Origin of the sequence: Kineococcus sp. NPDC059986 (assembly GCF_040702905.1) — a bacterium.
Taxonomy (GTDB): Bacteria; Actinomycetota; Actinomycetes; order Actinomycetales; family Kineococcaceae; genus Kineococcus.
On the sequence record NZ_JBFBND010000026.1, the window covers coordinates 36,853 to 53,943 of the forward strand.

Below are 17,091 nucleotides of genomic sequence, written 5' to 3' on the forward strand. Positions count from 1 at the left end.
CCCTCAGTAGTCGACCCGCCCGACGCTCGCGAGCCAGGCGTCGAAGGGGGCGGGTGCCGTCGGGCTCCGGTGCTGCTGCACGGGGACGGACCACTCGGTGCGCGGGGTCTCGAACAACTCGTAGAACGCGCGGTCGTCGAAACCTCCCCGCGCCGCGTCGTCCCGGTCGGCCGCGAAGAGCACGCGGTCGACGCGCGCCCACAGCGAGGAGGCCAGGCACATCGGGCAGGGTTCGCAGCTGGAGTACAACGTCGCCCCGGCGAGGCTGAACGTCCCCAGGGCCGTGCAGGCCGCGCGGATGGCCTGCACCTCGGCGTGCGCCGTGGGGTCGTTCTGCGCCGTCACGCGGTTGACCCCCGTCGCGACGACCACGCCGTCGCGGACGACGACGGCCCCGAACGGGCCGCCGCCCGCGGCCACGTTCTCGACGGCCAACCGGACGGCGAGGTCGAGGTGCTCCGCGTCGGTCCGGTGCGTGTCCAGCTCCACGGCGTTCACCGTTCCCACGCCAGGGGCGCGACGGGGACGTCGTCGCGGGCGACGACCGCCTGGATGAGACCGTACGGCCGGTCGTCGGCGTGGAACACCTCACCGGAGTTCTGCACCCCGAACCGCTGCAGGTCGTAGAGGAAGTGGTGCTTGTTGGGGGCGGCGAGCCGCACCTCCACGACGCCCGGCACGGTCTCGACGGCCGTCTTCCCCATGTGCCACAACGTCTGCTGCAGGGCGAGGGACTGGACGGTCGCGAACTGGCCGACGAGCACGGCGCGCACCGCGTCGTGGGCGGCGTCGAAGTCGAAGCCGTCGGCGAGGCAGCTCGCGTCGTAGCGCCACTGCGCGACGAGCGAGGTGGCCATGACGCGGTCCTCCGTGGGTTCCAACGTCGTGTACGCGTCGACGAGGAAGTCCTTGAACGCCGAGCCGGTCGACTTCAGCAGGGTCAGGTCCTTCAACCCCGCGACCACGTGCGTCTCGCGCTCCGGGCCGGAACCCGACACGGTGACGGCCGCGGTCCGCACCTCGCCGCCGGCGCGCACCCACGTGTGGTCGTGCTCGCGGCCGTCGACGACGGCGCGTTCCCAGCGGTAGGAGTCCACGTCGATGCGGGCGCCCGTGACGGGGCCGGTCTCGTCGACGAAGTGGCGGGCGAGGTCGAGCGCGTACGCCTCGACCGCGACGATCCCCTTCGCCATCCCCTGCCCGGCCGGGCCCTCCTTGGCGAACGCGTAGATGACGTTCTTCTGGGTGTCGGTCGGCAGGACCTTGCTCTGGTCCCCCGACAGGTAGGCGTCGGCGAAGTCGCCGCGCAGCGTCGAGGTGACGTTGAGGTCGACGATCTCGTGGCGCGGGGTGTCGCGCTGGAACCGCACGACGCGGTTCTCCGCCTTCCCGTACTGGTGACCTGCCAGGACGACGGCCATGTTCTCAGCTCCCTCGGTAGGTGGAGTAGGCGAAGGGGGACAGCAGGAGGGGGACGTGCAGGTGTTCACGGTCGGGGGCGACGGTGAAGGCGACGACGACCTCGGGGTGGAACGTCTCCCGGCCCGCCGCGGTGAACCAGTCGCCCGTCGCGAAGCGCAGCCGGTACGTCCCGGGGGCGAGGTCCTCGGCCAGGCGGGCCCGGCCGTCGGCGTCGGTGACGCCCACCGCCACGGGGGTCCCGTCCGCGGTGACCTCGAGGGCGATCCCGACGGCCGGGGTTCCCGTGACGGCGTCGAGGACGTGGGTGGACAGGCTCGTCACGAGGCCTCCCCCAGGAGCCGGCGCAACCGCAGGTCGGTGATCGCGGCCAGTTCCCGGCGCAGCACCTGCCGTTCCGTGGCCGGGTCGTTCTGCAGGCGCTGCTCCAGGAGGGCCAGGAGTTCGTCCGCGGTGCGTCCCGTGGCGAACACCAGGTAGACGTGCCCGAACGTCTCCTCGTACCGGCGGTTCCCCTCGGCCAACCGGGCCAGGACGTCCTCGTCGGCCGCCAGGGCCCCGGCCTGCTCGCGGCGGGAGGTGGCGCTCTCGCTGCGTTCCCCGATGCGCGGGTGGGCGGCGAGCGCGGTGTCGACGTCCGCCTCGGACGTCGTCGCGAGCTCGGCGGCGGCGGTCGCGAGGAGCGCCTCGACGGAGCCGAACGGGCGCGCGGCGGTGACCCGGGCCGCCCAGGCGGGGGCGTCGCAGGCGGTGCGCAGGAGTTCCTCGCACCGTGGGGCGTCGAGCGCCTCGAGTTCCGTGAGCTGCACTGCGGTCCGTCCGTCCGTCGCGGTGGGGGGTTCCCCGTGTGGTGTGCTGGCCCCGTGCTCGTGACGGGGGTCGTGCTCGCGGCCGGGGCGGGTCGCCGGATGGGGACGCCCAAGGGCCTGCTGCGGCGGCGGGACGGGACGTCCTGGGCCGCGGCGACGGCCGGGCTCCTGGCCGCCGCCGGGTGCGACCCCGTCCTCGTCACCGTGGGCGCGCAGGCCGACCGCGTCCGCGCGACGCTGCCGACCCACGTGCAGGCGGTCGAGGTCCCGGACTGGTCGCGCGGTCCCGGGGCCGGCGTGGCCCGGGCCCTGGCCGAGCCGGCGGTCCGAGCGGCCGACGCCGTCCTGCTCCTGCTCGTCGACCTGCCGCACGTCGACCTCGCGGGTGTGCAGGCGGTGCTGCGGTCGGCCACCCGGGACGCCCTGGTGCGGGCCGTCGACGGCGGACGTCCCGGCCACCCGGTGCTGCTCGGCCGGGACCACGTCGACGCGGCCGCCGCGGCCTGCGCGGACGGGTCGGGCCTGCGCGAGTTCCTGGCCGGTCGCGACGTCGTGCCGGTGACCGTCCCGGGTGCGGCCGCCGACGCGGACAGCCCGGCCGACCTGCCCTGACCCGCCCGTCACGGGCAGACCCCCACGCCCGCGGTCACCGTGGCGAACTGCTCGTGGTGGATCCGTCCGCGGGTGTCGCGCAGCGGACGGCCCGTGCCCCCGCCCCGCGCGGCGACGACCTCCGCCGCGATCGAGACGGCGGTCTCCTCCGGGGTCCGCGCGCCGAGGTCGAGGCCGACGGGCGACCGCAGCCGGTCCAGCTGCGCGTCGGACAGCCCCGCCGCCCGCAGCCGTTCGAGCCGGTCCGCGTGGGTGCGCCGCGACCCCATCGCCCCGACGACGCCGGCCGGACCGCGGAGGGCGACCTGCAGGAGCGGCACGTCGAACTTGAGGTCGTGGGTCAGCACGGTGACGACGGTCTGCGCGTCGACGCTCGTGCGGGCGAGGTAGCGGTGCGGCCAGTCGACGACGACCTCGTGGGCGTCGGGGAACCGGGCCACCGTCGTGAAGGCCGCGCGGGCGTCGCAGACGGTGACGTGGAACCCGAGGAAGGCGGCGACGCGGGTGAGGGCCGCGGCCACGTCGACGGCACCGAAGACGATCCAGCGCGGGGCGGGGGCGAACACCTCGACGAGGACCTCGAGGTCGTCGGCGCGCTGGCCGCCGTCCGCTCCGAGGCGGACCACGCCGGAGGCACCCGCGCCGAGGCGGCCGCGCACCGCGTCGACGGCGGCCGCGTCGAGGCGGCCCGAGCCGAGGGAGCCGCTGTGCCCCAGCGGGTCGACGACGAGCTGGCGGTGGGGATCGGCGGTGAGGGCGGTCGCGACCGCGACGGGTCGCCGGTCCGCCACGGCGCCCAGGACGGCGTCCACGACGTCCGCGGCGGCGAGCGCGACGCGGACCTCGATCGTCCCGCCGCACGTGAGCCCGGGGGCGAAGGGGTCGTCCTGCGCCGTGCCGTAGAGGGTCTGCCGCGGTCGGCCGTCGGTCAGGACCTCGCAGGCGAGCTCGTGGACGGCGGACTCCACGCAGCCGCCGGAGACGCTGCCGAGCACCTCCCCCGGCGTGCCGTCGGCCTCCTGCACGACGGCCAGGCAGGCCCCGACCGCCCGCGGCGCCGACCCGTCGGTCCGCACGACCGTCGCGACGGCCACCCGCCGTCCCCGCTGCAGCCGGGTGTGCACCGCGCGCAGGACGGCGAGGCCGTCAGCCACGGCCGCGCGCCGATCCGGCGGCCGGGCCCCACGTCGCGAGCACGATCGTCTCGACGATGCTCACGAGCGTGTAGAGCAGGATCGAGGTGAAGGTGACGACGACGACGATCGACCAGACGAGGTTGTACTGGACCTGGCTGTTGGCGCGGAAGATCTCCGCACCCATGCCGGTGCCGGAGAACAGCCACTCGTAGAGCATGGCCCCGATGACGGCCCCGGGGACCGAGATGCGCAGGGCGGCGAAGAGGTTCGGCAACGCGCTGGGGATCGCCACCTTGCGCAGCGCCGTCCACTTGGTGCCGCCGTTGACGCGGACGACGTCGATGGCCTGCGGGGAGGCCGAGCGCAGACCGGTGGCGGCGTTGACGAGCACGGGGAAGAACACGACGACCCCGCCGATCGCGGCCTGACCACCGAGGCCACGGCCGAAGAGGATCCCGATGAGGGGGGCCATCGCCACGAGCGGCACCGAGCGCAGCAGCATCGCGAGCGGCATGAAGACGAACTCCAGCGGCCGGAACACCGTGAAGGCGGCAGCCACCGCGATGGCGGCCACGACACCCGTGACGAAACCCGTGACGGAGTCGGTGAGCGTGATGAGCAGGGCGGCCTGGATCGCGGCGCGGTTCTCGGCGGCCTTGGGCACGGTGACGAGGTAGTCGTAGACGTCCTGGGGGCGCTTGCCGACGAAGGAGTCGACCTGGAACAGCGCCAGCAGGGCGTACCAGGCGGCGACGAGCACGACGGCGGACACGACGAAGGTGAGCAGCGAGGAACCCACGCGACGGCCGACGGCGGCCGTGAGGGAGGCGCCGCTGCGGTTCTCGTGCACCTCGGTCGCGGGCCGGGCGGGGGCGGTGGTCGTCGCCATCAGAGTTCTCCTCCCCGGGCACCGGTCGAGGACCACGGGGTCAGCAACCGGGCCAGCAGGCCGATGAGCAGGTACCCGGCGCCGGCGACGGCGCCGCTGAGCAGCGCGAGCCCCCAGATCTGCGCGTACTGCAGGTTGGTCTGGGCCGAGACGATGAGGATGCCGAGACCGGAGTCGACGCCGCCGAAGTACTCCCCGAGCACGGCGCCGAGGAAGGAGGCGGGTGCGGCCAGCTTGAGGGCGGCGAACAGGTTGGGGAGCGCGGCGGTCAGGCGCACCTTGACCAGCGCGGTCCACTTCGTGCCGCCGTAGGCGCGGACGACGTCGAGGGCGGCCGGGTCCGCGGCCCGCAGACCGAGCAGGCACCCGACGACCGAGGTGAACACGACGCTCATGGCCGCGAGGAACACCGACGTGACGCGGGACTCGGGCGGGGACACGATGAGGACGATGGGCCCGATCGCGGTGAGCGGGATGCAGTAGGAGATGACGGCGACCTGGTTGGCCGCCCCCTCCAGCGGCGGCACGAGCAGGACGACCACCGCGATGGCGATCGCGATGAGGTTCCCCCACAGCCACCCCTGCGCGGCCGAGGCGGTGGTGATCGAGATGTTGTCCCAGTAGTTCTGGAACCCGTTGGCGTGCAGTTGCTCCACCACGGCCCACGGGGTCGGGACGATGCCCCCGGCGGAGAAGAAGAGGCCGGCGAGGCTCCAGACGACGAGCACGACGACCGCGCCGATCGTGCCGCCCACCCACGGGGGCAGGTCGTGCAAGGACCGGCGCGCTGCGGGAGGGGAGGTGACCAGGTCGGGTCCGGTGGTGAGGGCCGCCATCAGTGGTCCTCCCCGGACCCCGGTGCCCCCACGCGCCCGCCGCCGAAGAGGATCTCCGAGAGCCGGTCGTGGTAGGCGTGGAACTCCGGCGTGCGCATCATCTCCGGCGTCCGCGGCCGCGGCAGGTCGATCTCGACGACCTCCACGACGCGACCCGGACGCGGGCTCATGACGGCGACGACGTCGGACAGGAAGATCGCCTCGCTGATGCCGTGCGTGACCATGAGCGTCGTCGCGGGCTTCTCCGTCCAGATGCGCAGGAGCTCGACGTTCAGGCGCTGGCGCGTCATGTCGTCGAGGGCCCCGAAGGGTTCGTCGAGCAGCATGACGCTGGGCTGCACGACGAGGCACCGCGCGATGGACACGCGCTGGCGCATCCCGCCGGACAGCTGGGCCGGCTTGGCCTTCTCGAAGCCCTTGAGCCCGACGAGGCCGATGAGGTCGTCGACCAGACCGGGGTCCGGTCGCACCCCCGCCACCTCCAGGGGCAGCCGGATGTTCTGCGCCACCGTCCGCCAGGGCAGCAGGGCGGAGTCCTGGAACGCGACCCCGAGCTCGTGCCCGCGCTGCAGCTCCCGGGTGGTCTGCCCGTTGACGAGCGCCTGCCCCCCGCTCGGCGTCTCCAGCCCGGCGAGGATCCGCAGGATGGTCGACTTGCCGCACCCCGAGGGCCCGAGCAGGGACAGGAAGGCGTCCTTGCGGGTGCCGAGGTCGGTCTGCTCGAGGGCCAGGACGCTCTTGCGTCCCAGGTCGAAGCGCTTGGTCAGGCCCCGCAGGTTGAACCCGGTGGCCGCCTCGGGGTGCCGTCCGGGGTCGGTGGTCGCGGTCAGCGCGGTGCGGGACACCGACAGCGACGGCGCCGAGGACGGCGGTGCGACCAGGTCGGTCGGGGGTTCCTGGGACACGGGTCTGCCTTCCGGGTGCGGGACGAGGTGGGGTGCGGCGACGACCTGTCGAGGGGTCAGCCGGTGATGAGGTCCGGGTTCTCCTCGTAGACCTCCTTGAGGAGGGACAGGTCGAAGAGGTCGTCGGCCTTGATGGTCGTCCCCATCTGCGACAGGGCCTTGATGTTCTCCTCGATCAGCTCGTCGGTCATGGTGAACAGACCGTTCTTCTTCGTGTCGTCGGAGACGACGAGGGTGTTCTGCGCCTCGGCCTCCTTCGTCTGCTCCTCGAGGTTCAGCTTCTGGTCCTTGCCGTAGGTGTTGACGGCCAGCGCCGCCGACCCGGCGGGGTCCTTGACGGCGTCGTTCCAGCCACGGATCTCGGCCTTGAGGAACGCCTTGAGGAAGTCCTTCTTGTCGTCGATGGTCGACTGCAGCACGGTGAAGGTCTCGGCCACGACCGGGAGGCCGTTGTCGGCGAAGCCGAGGGTGACCGGGACGATCGGCTGCCCGTCCACCTGGCGGGCGGCCAGCAGGATCGGCTCGTTGGTCAGGTAGGCCATGAACGCGTCGACCTCCTTGGAGACGACGACGGACGGGTCGTACTGCACCGGGACGATCTCGAAGGACGACGTGTCGATGCCGTTGGCCTTGCAGAAGCCGTCGAAGATGGTCTCGTTGCCCCCGGTCTGGATGCCGATCTTCTTGCCGGCCAGGTCGGCGATCGTCCGGACGGGCTTGCCCTGCTCCATCGACACCAGGCAGAAGGGGTTCTTCTGGAAGGTGGCCCCGATGATCTTCAGCGGTGCCTGCTCGTTGACGATCGCCGGGCCGGTGAGGGTCGGCGAGGAGAGACCGACGTGCGCCTTGCGCGACAGGACCATGGCCTCGGCCGCCGTCCCGGCGCTGCCCCCGGCGAGGAGGTTGACCTTCGAGAAGCCGGCCTCCTTGTAGTAGCCCTTGCTGTCCGCGAAGTACTCCCCCGCGAACTCGATGTTCTTGATCCACGAGAGCTGGACCGTCAGGTCGCCGAGGCCCGAGGACCCACCCGAGGACGACCCCGTCGAGGACTGCGCGTCCTGGCCGCCGCACGCCGCGAGGGTGCCGAGGCCGGCGGCCCCGAGGAGTCCGAGACCTGCTCCGCGCAGGAGCGTGCGGCGCTGCAGGGCGGGACCGAGGGGACGCGGGCGGGGGGAGAGGTTCATGCGCAGCTCCGGGGTGAGAGCCCGCCGTCGCGTCGTGCGGACGGTCGGGGGACGGGTGGGCCGCGGCGAGACGCGGCCTGCTCAGGTACTGAAGCACCCGTGCGAGGCGCCCTTGTCACGTCCGTGTGAACCCCGCGTTACGGGGCACGCCTCGTGTGACGTTCGTGTGACGCGGTCCCGGAAGCGCCCCGTGTCGTGGTCTCATGTGAACCACTCGGTTCAACGGAGGGAGTTCCACCCGTGCGCACGATGCACCTGGGGGTCTTCGAGGTGGCCGCGCCGCAGGTCGGCGGGACCCTCTCCTGGTCGCACCCCTACAGCGGTTCCGAACGGCACCGCGAACAGCAGCACTGGATCGAGGTCGCCCAGCTCCTGGAGGCGGCCGGCTTCGACTTCCTGTTCTTCGCCGACGGTTACGGGTACCCCACCGTCGGTGGGGACCTGCCGGAGGCCGCCGCGCGGGGCGGGCTGAACTTCTCGGGGCTCGACCCGATGTTCCTCATCCCCACGCTGGCCCACCACACGTCCCGGCTGGGTTTCGTCGTGACGAGTTCCACCGGGATCGACCACCCCGTCGCGCAGGCCCGCCGGTTCGCGACGCTGGACCACCTCACGGGCGGTCGCATCGGCTGGAACGTCGTCACCGGCGCCTCGCAGGACACGATCGCCGCGCTGTTCGGGCACGAGACGATGACGGCCCACGACACGCGGTACGAGATCGCCCGCGAGCACGTCGACCTCTGCCTGCAGCTGTGGGAGGGCTGCTGGGAGGACGGCGCGCTCGTGGAGGACAAGGCGTCCGGCGTCTTCGCCGACCGCGACCGATTGCACCGCGTCGAGCACGTCGGCAAGCACTTCCGCACCTCGGGGTTCTTCACGGTCCCGCCGTCCCCGCAGCGCACCCCGGTGCTCTTCCAGGCCGGCACGTCCACGGCCGGTCGGGAGTTCGCCGCAGGGCAGGCCGAGTGCGTGTTCCTGCAGGGCACGACCATGCCGCACACCGCCGCCAACGTCGCCGACATCCGCACCCGCGCCGCCGCCCACGGCCGCGACCCCGAGTCGGTCAAGGTCCTCGTCGGCGCGACCGTCACGGTCGCCGCGACGCACGAGGAGGCCCTGGCCCGCCGGGCGGAGTTCGAGGCGATGCAGACCGACGAGGTCGCCGCCGTCATCTACGCCGGGAACACCGGGATCGACCTCACCGCACTGGACCCCGACCGTCCGCTCTCGCAGGTGCTGGAGGGCCGGGACGGCAAGGTCGGTCAGATGGGGCAGAGCAACATCGACCGGTTCCGGCGCCCCGACGGCAGCTGGCCGCTCGTGCGCGACGTGCTGGAGGAGCTGCGCGGCCGGGGGACCCGGGGGTTCACCATCGTCGGGGACCCGGTCGAGGTGGCCGACCAGCTCGAGGAGCTGATGGACGTCACCGGCGTCGACGGTTTCCTCCTGGAGGCGATCTTCTCCCCCGGCGACCACGCCCTGTTCTGCGACCTCGTCGTCCCGGAACTGCGCCGGCGCGGACGCCTGCCCGCCGACGCCGACCGCGCACCGGGGACGGGCTCGCTGCGCGAACGCCTCGGGGCACCCTCCCCGCGGCTGGCGGCCGACCACCCCGGCAGCCGCTACGTGCGGGCCTCGACCCCGGTCACCGCCTCGGTGTGAGCGAGGGCGCGGGCGCAGAAGGCGTCCAGGGCCTGCCGCTGCACCCGCTCCACGGTGCGCAGGTCCTGGGTGAGGATCAACGTCATCTGCAGCCCGCGCCACAACGCGACGAGTTCGGTGGCCAGCGCCTCGGCCGCCGCGCGCGGCAGGCCCTCGCGCCGCAACCGCGTCGCGGCCGGCCGGTGCCAGGCCGCGATGTCGCCCATCAGCTCGGAGTACCCGGGCTGCCGCGTCACCTGCCCGAACACCTCGAAGAACAACCGCAGGAAGGGCAGGTTCCGCGGGGCCGCGATCTCGTCCCACACGGTCTGCAGGTCCCGCCGCAGGGGGCCGGTGCCGTGCTCCAGACCGGACCAGGCGTTCTCGAAACCGGGGAAGTGGTCGCGGGCCACGGCCTGCAGGGCCTCCCCCACGAGCTGTTCGCGGCTCCCGAAGTAGTACAACAGCATGCGGTTGTTCGACCCCGCCGCGCGGGCCAGCCCGCGCAGGGTCGACGACGTCACCCCGTGGGCGAGCAGGTGCCCGGCCACCAGGTGGAGCAGCCGTTCCCGTTCGCTCACCGCCCCAGAGTAACCACAGGAGAGAACACCGTGCGTGACCTCGCGACCCTGCCCAAGGCCCACCTCCACCTGCACCTGGAGGGGGCGATGCGCCCGGAGACGCTGGCGGAGTTCGCCCGCGACGCCGGCGACGTCGCTCCCCCCGTCCGGGGCTACACGACGTTCCCCGAGTTCGTGCAGATGTACGACGGGGCCGTGAGCTTCATCCGCACCCGCGAGCAGCTCGCCCGGGTCGTCCGGGAGGTCGTCCAGGACGCGGCGGCGTCCGGTGCCGTGTGGATCGAGGCCCAGGCCAACCCGATGTTCTACGTCCCGCAGTTCGGGACGCCGGAGGAGGTCACGGAGTTCATGGTCCGGACGGGCCGGGAGGAGGCCGACCGTTTGGGCATCGGGTTCGGGCTCATGCTCGTCGCCATCCGGAACCTGCCGCCGGCCGACGCCGAGGTGCTGGCCGAACTGGCGGCGGGGTTCGTCGGCCGCGGCGTCGTCTCCTTCGGGCTGGCCGCCGACGAGGCGCTCTTCGGCCCCGCCCCGTTCGCCCGGGCCTTCGCGATCGCCCGCGAGGCCGGTCTCGTCGCCGCCCCGCACGCCGGGGAGCTGCGCGGTCCGGACAGCGTCCGCGAGGCGCTCGACCTCCTGGGGGCGCGGCGGATCCAGCACGGTGTGCGGGCCGTGGAGGACCCCGAGCTGGTCCGCCGGCTCGCGGACGAGGGAACCGTCCTGGACGTGTGCCCGAGTTCCAACGTCGCCTTGTGGGTCGTCCCCGAGATGGGCGCGCACCCGCTCCCGGCGCTGCTGGACGCCGGGGTCCGCTGCTCGCTCAACGGCGACGACCCGCTGCTGTTCGGACCCGGCCTCCTCGAGGAGTACGAGACCGCCCGCACGCAGATCGGTCTGAGCGACGAGCAGCTCGCCGCCGTGGCCCGCGCCTCCCTCGAGGGGGCGGCGGCGCCCGCGGAGTTCGTCAGCGCGCAGCTGGCCGCGGTCGACGCCTGGTTGGCCTGAGCTCCACGTCGGCGACGGCCGGTTCCGGTCGCGCGCGGACGTGGGCCGCGAGGTGGTCGTGGTGCTCGCGGGCGGCGTCGAGGAGGTCCTCGGCGTCGCCCGCGGCGAAGGCCGTGAGCATCCGCTCGTGGTCGGCGTGCAGCACCCCGGCCTCGTCGGCCGCGAGGTCCTCCATGGGCCGGTAGGGCTCGGTGAGGTCCCAGACGCGGGCGAAGACGCCGAGCAGCCGCGGCATCGCCGAGGGCCGGGTCAGCGCGTCGTGGAAGGCGCGGCTCTGGTGGTGGTAGGCGCGGTGGTCACCGGCCTCGGCCGCCGCGCGCAGCGCCTCGTGCGCAGAACGCGCCGTCGCCACGTCGTCGGGACCCCCGGTGCGCACCGCGACCCGCAGGGCGGCGAGTTCGAGCGTGCTGCGGACCTCGAAGAGTTCGGCGAGCTCCCCCGGTGCGAGCCGGGCCACCGTGTACCCACGGCGGGGCAGGTGGTCGACGAGCCCCTCGCCGACGAGGGTCATGAGGGCTTCGCGGACGGGGATCCGGCTGACGTCGTGGGCCGCGGCGAGGACGTCCACCTCGAGCACGGCACCGGGCGCCACCAGCCCGGCCACGATGTCCCGGCGGATGGCGTCCAGCACCGGTCGGGTCACCCCGGGATCCTCCCAGGGGCCGTCAAGGGCCACCCCCGCAGCACCTTCGGCGCCGGGGTGGCGTAGCTGCGGACCTTCGAGGTCGTGAGGCCGAGGGCGACGAGGGACTCGGCCAGCCGCGCGGCGGCCGCGACCCCGTCGACGACGGGGACGGGCAGCGCCGCCGCGAGGGCCGCGTGCAACCCCGACATCCCCGCGCACCCGAGGACGACGACCTCCGCCCCGTCCTCGACGAGGCGTTCGGCCTGCGCGGTGAAGGCCTTGGCCGTCAGCTCGGGGTCGGTCTCGAGTTCCAGGACGGGAAGGTCCACGCTGCGCACCCCGCTGCACCGCCCGGCCAGGCCCGCGAGGAGCAGCCGGTCACCGATGGCCGGCACGGCGCGGTCCAGGCTCGTGACGACACCGAAGGTGCGGCCGAGGAGGCAGGCCGTGTGGGCGGCCGCCTCGGTGATGTCGACGACGGGGACGTCGAGGACGTCCTGCAGGGCGTCGCGCCCGACCTCGCCGAACCCGGCGTGCACGACCGCGTCGAACGGTCCGTCGTGCTGCTGGACGGCGTCGAGGACCCCGACCGCCGACAGCTGGCTCTCGTAGTTCGACTCCACCGAGGCCGGACCGAACCGGGGGGTGAGGGGGACCACGGTCGTGCCCGGCGCCACCGCGGCGCGCGCGGCGGCCGCGATGACGTCGGTGACGGCCTGCGTGGTGTTGACGTTGACGACCAGCAGCGTGGGCATCAGCCGCGGACGTCCGTCGCGGGCACCGGGATGGAGTTCTTCAGCGCGAGGTACAGGCCGAACGCGAGGCCGGCGCCGATGAACCAGCTGAAGCTCGCGGCCGTCGCGCCGGCGAAGAACACGACGCCGATGGCGACGAGGGCCCCGACCGCCGTCGCCCCGACCGCGACGGGGTTCCAGCCCTTGACGTAGTGGTAGGCACCGGAGGGGTCCATCGTGAACAGGTCGTCGATGCGGACCTGCTGCTTCTTCACGAGGTAGTGGTCGGCGATGAGGACCCCGTAGAGCGGGCCGATGAACGCGCCGAGGGTGTCGAGCGTGTAGTGGATCGTCTCCGGGGAGCTGTAGAGGTCCCACGGGGTGATGAGCACCGATCCGACGGCGGCGATCATGCCGCCCGTGCGCCAGCTGATCTTCTGCGGCGCGACGTGGGAGAAGTCGAACGCGGGCGAGACGAAGTTCGCGACGATGTTGATGCCGATGGTGGCGACCATGAAGGTGAGGCAGCCGAGGACGGCGACGGTGATGTTGTCGAGGCGGTAGACGGTCTCGACCGGGTCGGTGATGAGCTCGCCGTAGACGGGCACGGTGGCCGAGGCCGTGATGACGCACAGCAGGGCGAACACGAGGAAGTTCACCGGCAGGCCCAGGAAGTTGCCCTTGCGGACGGCGGCCATCGAGCGGCCGTACCGGGCGAAGTCGCCGTAGTTCAGCATGGGGCCGGAGAAGTAGGACACGACGAGGGCCACGGCCGAGACCATCACCCCGACGGCGCCCAGGCCCGTGTGCTCGATCGACCCGAGGTTGAGGGAGACGTTCGAGAACCCGCCGGCCTCGGTGACGAGGTACGCCGCGAGGGCGAACATGACGACGTAGACGGCCGGTCCGCAGAAGTCGATGAACTTCCGGATCGCGTCCATCCCGCGCCAGAACACCAGCGCCTGCAGCACCCACATCGTCCCGAACGCGGCCCAGCCCAGCGTGGACAGGCCGAGGAACCCGTGCTGCGCCACCTGCGCGTAGGGCGCCCAACCGGGTTCGATCTTCAGCGCGAGCAGGACGAGGGCGTTGGAGGCGAGGAACGTCTGGATGCCGTACCACGCGACCGCGATGAGCCCGCGGATGACGGCGGGCACGTTCGCCCCCCGCACGCCGAACGCGACGCGGGAGACGACCGGGTAGGGAACTCCCGTCTCCTGGCTCGGTCGGGCGACGAGGTTGCAGAGGAAGTACACGATGACGATGCCGACGAGCAGGGCGACGAGCACCTGCCACGCGGCCAGGCCGAGGGCGAACAGGCTGCCGGCCGTCACGTAACCGCCGACGCTGTGCACGTCGGACATCCAGAACGCGAAGAAGTTGTAGGACTTCCAGCCCTGGTGCTTCAGGGGGGCGAGGTCGGAGTTCGTCAGGCGCGGGTCGTACCCGTCCTTGACCAGTCCCGCCCCGGCGGCGTGCGAGACGGCGGTGATGTGCGGTCCGGCGGGTCCTGCCCCGGCGCGGGCGACCTCGGTCATGGCGTCTCCTGCTGGCGTCGACGTGGGGTGGTCGTGGGTGGGCTGTGACCACGCTAGGGAGCCCAGGTTTCACCGTTGTTTCCCGAGCGATATATCTGCGACGAGTGCACGGACCCGGCCCGGCTGTCGCCGCCCCCGGGGCGCGAGTAGGTTCGGCGACCATGCGGATCACGCACTACGGCCACTCGTGCCTGCTCGTCGAGACCGGCGCCGCCCGGGTGCTCCTCGACCCCGGGACGCTCAGCCACGGCTTCGAGGAGCTCGAGGGTCTCGACGCGGTCGTCGTCACCCACGCCCACCCCGACCACGTCGACGTGGAGCGGTTGCCGGCCCTGCTCGAGGCGAACGACGGGGCCCTGCTGCGGGCCGAACCGGCGACCGCGGCGTCCCTGTCCGAGTCCGGCATCGAGGCCACGGCCCTGCACGCCGGCGACGCCTTCGAGATCGCCGGGGTGCGGATCGCCGGCGCGGGCGGGCGGCACGCCGTCATCCACGCGGACGTCCCGCGCATCGGCAACGTCGGGCTGCTGCTCTCGGCCGAGGGCGAACCGACGCTCTTCCACCCCGGCGACTCCTACGAGGCCGTCCCCGCGGGGGTGGACGTGCTCGCCGTGCCGGTGAACGCCCCCTGGGCCGCGTTGAAGGAGACCGTGGACTTCGTGCGCGCGGTCGGCGCCTCGGCGGGTCTGGCGATCCACGACGGCCTGCTGGCCGCTCCCGGGCGCGCGGTCTACGGCAACCAGGTGCGGGCGCTCGGCGGCCTCGACGTCCGCGAGAGCCAGGGGACGACACCGCTGGAGTTCTAGGCCGGGACGGGATCGGCCCCTGGCCCGGTGCCGCTCAGCCGCCGAGCGCGGCGAGCAGCTCACGGGGGTCGAACACGACGCGGATCCGGTCGATCCCGGCCGGTCCGACGTGCATCCGGTTCACGACGGGGAACGGTTCCAGTCCGGGCAACCGCGTGTGCATCGTGAACCAGGTGACCGCCTCGTCACCGGTCACCAGGAGGTGCTCGACGACGACCGCGTCGAGGAACCCCCGCCGCATGCCCAGCAGTCCGGCGACGCACTCGTCGGGTCCCTGCGCCGTGCCCATCGGACCGCGGAAGCGGACGTCGGGGGCGAAGAGCGGCCGCAGCCCCTCCTCGTCGGCGGCGTTCCAGCCGCGGAAGTAGGCGTCGGCGAGGTCCCTGACCGTCGTGGTGTCCGTCGTGGTGTCCATGGGACCAGCCTGACGGTGCGTCAGCCATCAGTCCAAGACCAGTTCTGATTGCCAGCCATACGATGTCGTGATGGATCTGCGCGCCCTCGAGCACTTCGTCGCCGTCGTCGACGAGGGGGGTTTCACCCGCGCCGCCGAACGGTTGCGCGTCGCCCAACCGGGGGTCAGCGCCCAGGTGCGGGGCCTGGAACGCGAACTCGGGCAGACGCTCTTCGAACGGCACGCCCGCGGCGCGACGCTGACGCCCGCGGGCGCCGCGGCGCTGCCGCACGCGCGGGCGGCGCTGGCCGCGGCGGCCGCGGTGGGCGAGAGCGTGGCCGAGGTCGGCGGGCTCCTGCGGGGCCGCCTCGGCATCGGCATCCTGCTGTCCAGCAACGGGATGGACATGCCCGCCGCGCTGCGCGCCTTCCGCGACCGCGCCCCCGCCGTCGAGGTGCGCGTGCTGGAGGCGGACGCGGCGACGCTGCTGGAACGCGTCCGCGACGGCGGGCTGGACGTCGCCTGGACCGCCACGTCCGGCGCGCTGCCGGACGACGTGACGGGCCACCTCGTCGGCACCCAACCGCTCGCCGCACTCGTCCCGGCGGGACACCGCTGGTGCCGCCGCCGGACCGTCGACCTGGCGGACCTGTGCGGCGAACCCCTCCTCGTGGTGCCGCCGGGCGGTGCGGTGCGCGGCGCGCTGGAGGAGGCCTGCGCGGGCCTCGGCGTGGCTCCCAGGGTGGAGCTGGAGGCGAACTCCCCGGCCCTGCTCGCGGCGCTGGCGCGCGAGGGGCACGGCGTCGCCGTCGTGCCGGAGTCGTTCGCCGCCCTGGCCGAGGGCGTGCACGCGCTGCGCATCGTGCGCCCCACCCCGACCGGTCGCGTCAGCGTCGTCTGGCGCCGGGGAAACCCGTCCCCCGCACTGCGCGCGTTCACCGGACTGGTCCGCGCCCGCACCTGAGGACGTCGAGGAGACGGGAGGATGTCCCCGTGTCCAGCAGCCCTGTCCTGTTCCTCGCGCAGATCCGCCCCGACGGGGCGACGACCTTCACCCGCGCCGACGCGGCGGCCCCGCAGGTGCGGGTCGACGACCTCGGGGTGACGCGGGGGGACGGCATCTTCGAGTCGGTCGCGGTCGTCCAGGGCAACCCCCAGAGCCTGCGGCACCACCTCGACCGCTTCGCCCGGTCCGCGGCGCTGCTCGACCTGCCGGCCCCGGACACCGCGGTGTGGGCGCAAGCCGTCGCCGACGCGGCCGCGGAGCACCCGCCGGCCCCGGAACTGCTGGCCAAGCTGGTGCTGACGCGGGGCGTCGAGGGCGGGGACGCCCCGACCGGCTGGGTGCACGTGTTCCCCGCCTTCGACTACGGCACCCAGCGCACGGCCGGCATCGACGTCCTCGTGCTCGAGCGCGCCTACCCCAGCGACGTCGTGACCCGCGCTCCCTGGGTGCTGCAGGGGGCCAAGACGCTGTCCTACGCCCTCAACACCGCGTCGCTGCGGTACGCGCGCTCCCGCGGTGCGCACGACGTCGTGTTCGTCTCCACCGACGGCGACGTGCTGGAGGGTCCCAACTCGACGGTCCTGGCCCGGTTCGCCGACCGCTGGGTGACCCCGCCGCCGAACCTGGGGATCCTCGACGGCACCACGGCGGGGCGGGCGTTCAGCTGGGCCGCCGGTCGCGGTGACACCACGGAGGTGGCCCGCCTGCGGGTCGACGACCTGCGCGTCGCCGACGCCGTCTGGCTGCTCTCGAGCGGTCGGCAGTCCGCTCCCGTCCGCAGCCTCGACGGTGTCCCGCGCCCCACCGACGCGGCACTGCAGGCCGAGCTGCTGCACCACCTGCTGACCGTGCACGACTGAGCCGGGGGCACCGCCGCGGGGGTTCACCCGGACGAACCAACAGCATTCCGAACTGTCAGGTTTACTGTTATCTTCACGTCGTCCGGCACCCTTCGGCGTGGAAGGTCCCCC

The 17,091-nt window shown here is 73.2% G+C and carries 20 protein-coding genes; 6 read left to right on the forward strand and 14 right to left on the reverse strand.

The annotated features are described in order from the left end of the window. Positions 1 to 3: 3 nt before the first annotated feature. Genes AB0637_RS17885 through uraD form a run of 4 tightly spaced genes read right to left on the reverse strand, consistent with a single transcriptional unit; the run spans position 4 to position 2,228 of the window. The gene (locus AB0637_RS17885) at positions 4 to 483 is read right to left on the reverse strand and encodes a nucleoside deaminase (protein WP_366173981.1); all 480 of its coding nucleotides are present in this window, start codon (positions 481 to 483) and stop codon (positions 4 to 6) included. A gap of 11 nt (positions 484 to 494) precedes the next feature. Then, positions 495 to 1,421, reverse strand: coding sequence for a factor-independent urate hydroxylase (pucL, locus tag AB0637_RS17890; RefSeq protein WP_366173937.1), 927 nt, complete (start codon positions 1,419 to 1,421; stop codon positions 495 to 497). 4 nt (positions 1,422 to 1,425) lie between these two features. Further along, a complete protein-coding gene (uraH, locus tag AB0637_RS17895) occupies positions 1,426 to 1,743 on the reverse strand; it encodes a hydroxyisourate hydrolase (protein ID WP_366173939.1) in 318 nt (105 codons plus the stop codon). Further along, complete coding sequence (uraD, locus tag AB0637_RS17900; RefSeq protein WP_366173941.1) at positions 1,740 to 2,228, reverse strand: 2-oxo-4-hydroxy-4-carboxy-5-ureidoimidazoline decarboxylase; 489 nt, start codon at positions 2,226 to 2,228, stop codon at positions 1,740 to 1,742. The genes uraH and uraD overlap by 4 nt, the downstream gene beginning before the upstream one ends. A gap of 54 nt (positions 2,229 to 2,282) precedes the next feature. On the opposite strand from uraD, the gene AB0637_RS17905 reads away from it, so the two are divergent. After that, positions 2,283 to 2,840: an NTP transferase domain-containing protein gene (locus AB0637_RS17905; protein WP_366173943.1), complete on the forward strand. Its 558-nt coding sequence runs from the start codon at positions 2,283 to 2,285 to the stop codon at positions 2,838 to 2,840. Positions 2,841 to 2,848: 8 nt separating this feature from the next. Here the strand turns inward: AB0637_RS17905 and AB0637_RS17910 are convergent, their stop codons facing one another. The 5 genes from AB0637_RS17910 to AB0637_RS17930 form a co-directional block, all read right to left on the reverse strand. Beyond that, entirely contained in the window at positions 2,849 to 3,973 is a 1,125-nt protein-coding gene (locus AB0637_RS17910) for an XdhC/CoxI family protein (RefSeq protein ID WP_366173983.1), read from the reverse strand. Between the two features lie 13 nt (positions 3,974 to 3,986). Next, a complete protein-coding gene (locus AB0637_RS17915) occupies positions 3,987 to 4,865 on the reverse strand; it encodes an ABC transporter permease subunit (RefSeq protein ID WP_366173945.1) in 879 nt (292 codons plus the stop codon). Continuing rightward, positions 4,865 to 5,701 carry an ABC transporter permease subunit gene (locus tag AB0637_RS17920; protein ID WP_366173947.1) on the reverse strand — a complete coding sequence of 279 codons (837 nt, stop codon included), beginning with the start codon at positions 5,699 to 5,701 and terminating at the stop codon, positions 4,865 to 4,867. The genes AB0637_RS17915 and AB0637_RS17920 overlap by 1 nt, the downstream gene beginning before the upstream one ends. Further along, on the reverse strand, positions 5,701 to 6,531 hold the full coding sequence (locus AB0637_RS17925) for an ABC transporter ATP-binding protein (protein ID WP_366173984.1): 831 nt from the start codon (positions 6,529 to 6,531) through the stop codon (positions 5,701 to 5,703). Before AB0637_RS17925 ends, AB0637_RS17920 begins: the two co-directional genes overlap by 1 nt. A gap of 131 nt (positions 6,532 to 6,662) precedes the next feature. Then, complete coding sequence (locus tag AB0637_RS17930) at positions 6,663 to 7,790, reverse strand: ABC transporter substrate-binding protein (RefSeq protein WP_366173949.1); 1,128 nt, start codon at positions 7,788 to 7,790, stop codon at positions 6,663 to 6,665. Between the two features lie 249 nt (positions 7,791 to 8,039). Between AB0637_RS17930 and AB0637_RS17935 the strand changes: the two genes are divergently transcribed. Beyond that, entirely contained in the window at positions 8,040 to 9,452 is a 1,413-nt protein-coding gene (locus AB0637_RS17935; protein WP_366173985.1) for an NtaA/DmoA family FMN-dependent monooxygenase, read from the forward strand. Here AB0637_RS17935 and AB0637_RS17940 read toward each other — a convergent pair. After that, positions 9,413 to 10,012, reverse strand: a complete 600-nt coding sequence (locus AB0637_RS17940; RefSeq protein WP_366173951.1) for a TetR/AcrR family transcriptional regulator — start codon at positions 10,010 to 10,012, stop codon at positions 9,413 to 9,415. The genes AB0637_RS17935 and AB0637_RS17940 overlap by 40 nt on opposite strands. Before the next feature lie 30 nt (positions 10,013 to 10,042). On the opposite strand from AB0637_RS17940, the gene add reads away from it, so the two are divergent. Further along, on the forward strand, positions 10,043 to 11,017 hold the full coding sequence (gene add, locus AB0637_RS17945; RefSeq protein WP_366173953.1) for an adenosine deaminase: 975 nt from the start codon (positions 10,043 to 10,045) through the stop codon (positions 11,015 to 11,017). On the opposite strand, the gene AB0637_RS17950 is transcribed toward add, so the two are convergent. Genes AB0637_RS17950 through AB0637_RS17960 form a run of 3 tightly spaced genes read right to left on the reverse strand, consistent with a single transcriptional unit; the run spans position 10,977 to position 13,914 of the window. Beyond that, positions 10,977 to 11,660 carry a GntR family transcriptional regulator gene (locus tag AB0637_RS17950; protein ID WP_366173954.1) on the reverse strand — a complete coding sequence of 228 codons (684 nt, stop codon included), beginning with the start codon at positions 11,658 to 11,660 and terminating at the stop codon, positions 10,977 to 10,979. The genes add and AB0637_RS17950 overlap by 41 nt on opposite strands. Beyond that, positions 11,657 to 12,397, reverse strand: a complete 741-nt coding sequence (locus AB0637_RS17955) for an aspartate/glutamate racemase family protein (protein WP_366173955.1) — start codon at positions 12,395 to 12,397, stop codon at positions 11,657 to 11,659. The genes AB0637_RS17950 and AB0637_RS17955 overlap by 4 nt, the downstream gene beginning before the upstream one ends. After that, the gene (locus tag AB0637_RS17960) at positions 12,397 to 13,914 is read right to left on the reverse strand and encodes an NCS1 family nucleobase:cation symporter-1 (RefSeq protein WP_366173956.1); all 1,518 of its coding nucleotides are present in this window, start codon (positions 13,912 to 13,914) and stop codon (positions 12,397 to 12,399) included. The genes AB0637_RS17955 and AB0637_RS17960 overlap by 1 nt, the downstream gene beginning before the upstream one ends. Before the next feature lie 161 nt (positions 13,915 to 14,075). Between AB0637_RS17960 and AB0637_RS17965 the strand changes: the two genes are divergently transcribed. After that, the gene (locus tag AB0637_RS17965; RefSeq protein ID WP_366173958.1) at positions 14,076 to 14,720 is read left to right on the forward strand and encodes an MBL fold metallo-hydrolase; all 645 of its coding nucleotides are present in this window, start codon (positions 14,076 to 14,078) and stop codon (positions 14,718 to 14,720) included. Between the two features lie 34 nt (positions 14,721 to 14,754). Here AB0637_RS17965 and AB0637_RS17970 read toward each other — a convergent pair whose 3' ends face one another. Further along, positions 14,755 to 15,135 (reverse strand): nuclear transport factor 2 family protein, encoded by a 381-nt coding sequence (locus AB0637_RS17970; RefSeq protein ID WP_366173959.1) that lies wholly within the window; start codon positions 15,133 to 15,135, stop codon positions 14,755 to 14,757. Between the two features lie 70 nt (positions 15,136 to 15,205). On the opposite strand from AB0637_RS17970, the gene AB0637_RS17975 reads away from it, so the two are divergent. Both AB0637_RS17975 and AB0637_RS17980 read left to right on the forward strand, forming a co-directional pair. Then, positions 15,206 to 16,078: a LysR family transcriptional regulator gene (locus AB0637_RS17975; RefSeq protein WP_366173961.1), complete on the forward strand. Its 873-nt coding sequence runs from the start codon at positions 15,206 to 15,208 to the stop codon at positions 16,076 to 16,078. Positions 16,079 to 16,107: 29 nt separating this feature from the next. After that, positions 16,108 to 16,980, forward strand: coding sequence for an aminotransferase class IV (locus AB0637_RS17980; RefSeq protein ID WP_366173962.1), 873 nt, complete (start codon positions 16,108 to 16,110; stop codon positions 16,978 to 16,980). The last annotated feature ends 111 nt before the right edge of the window (positions 16,981 to 17,091 follow it).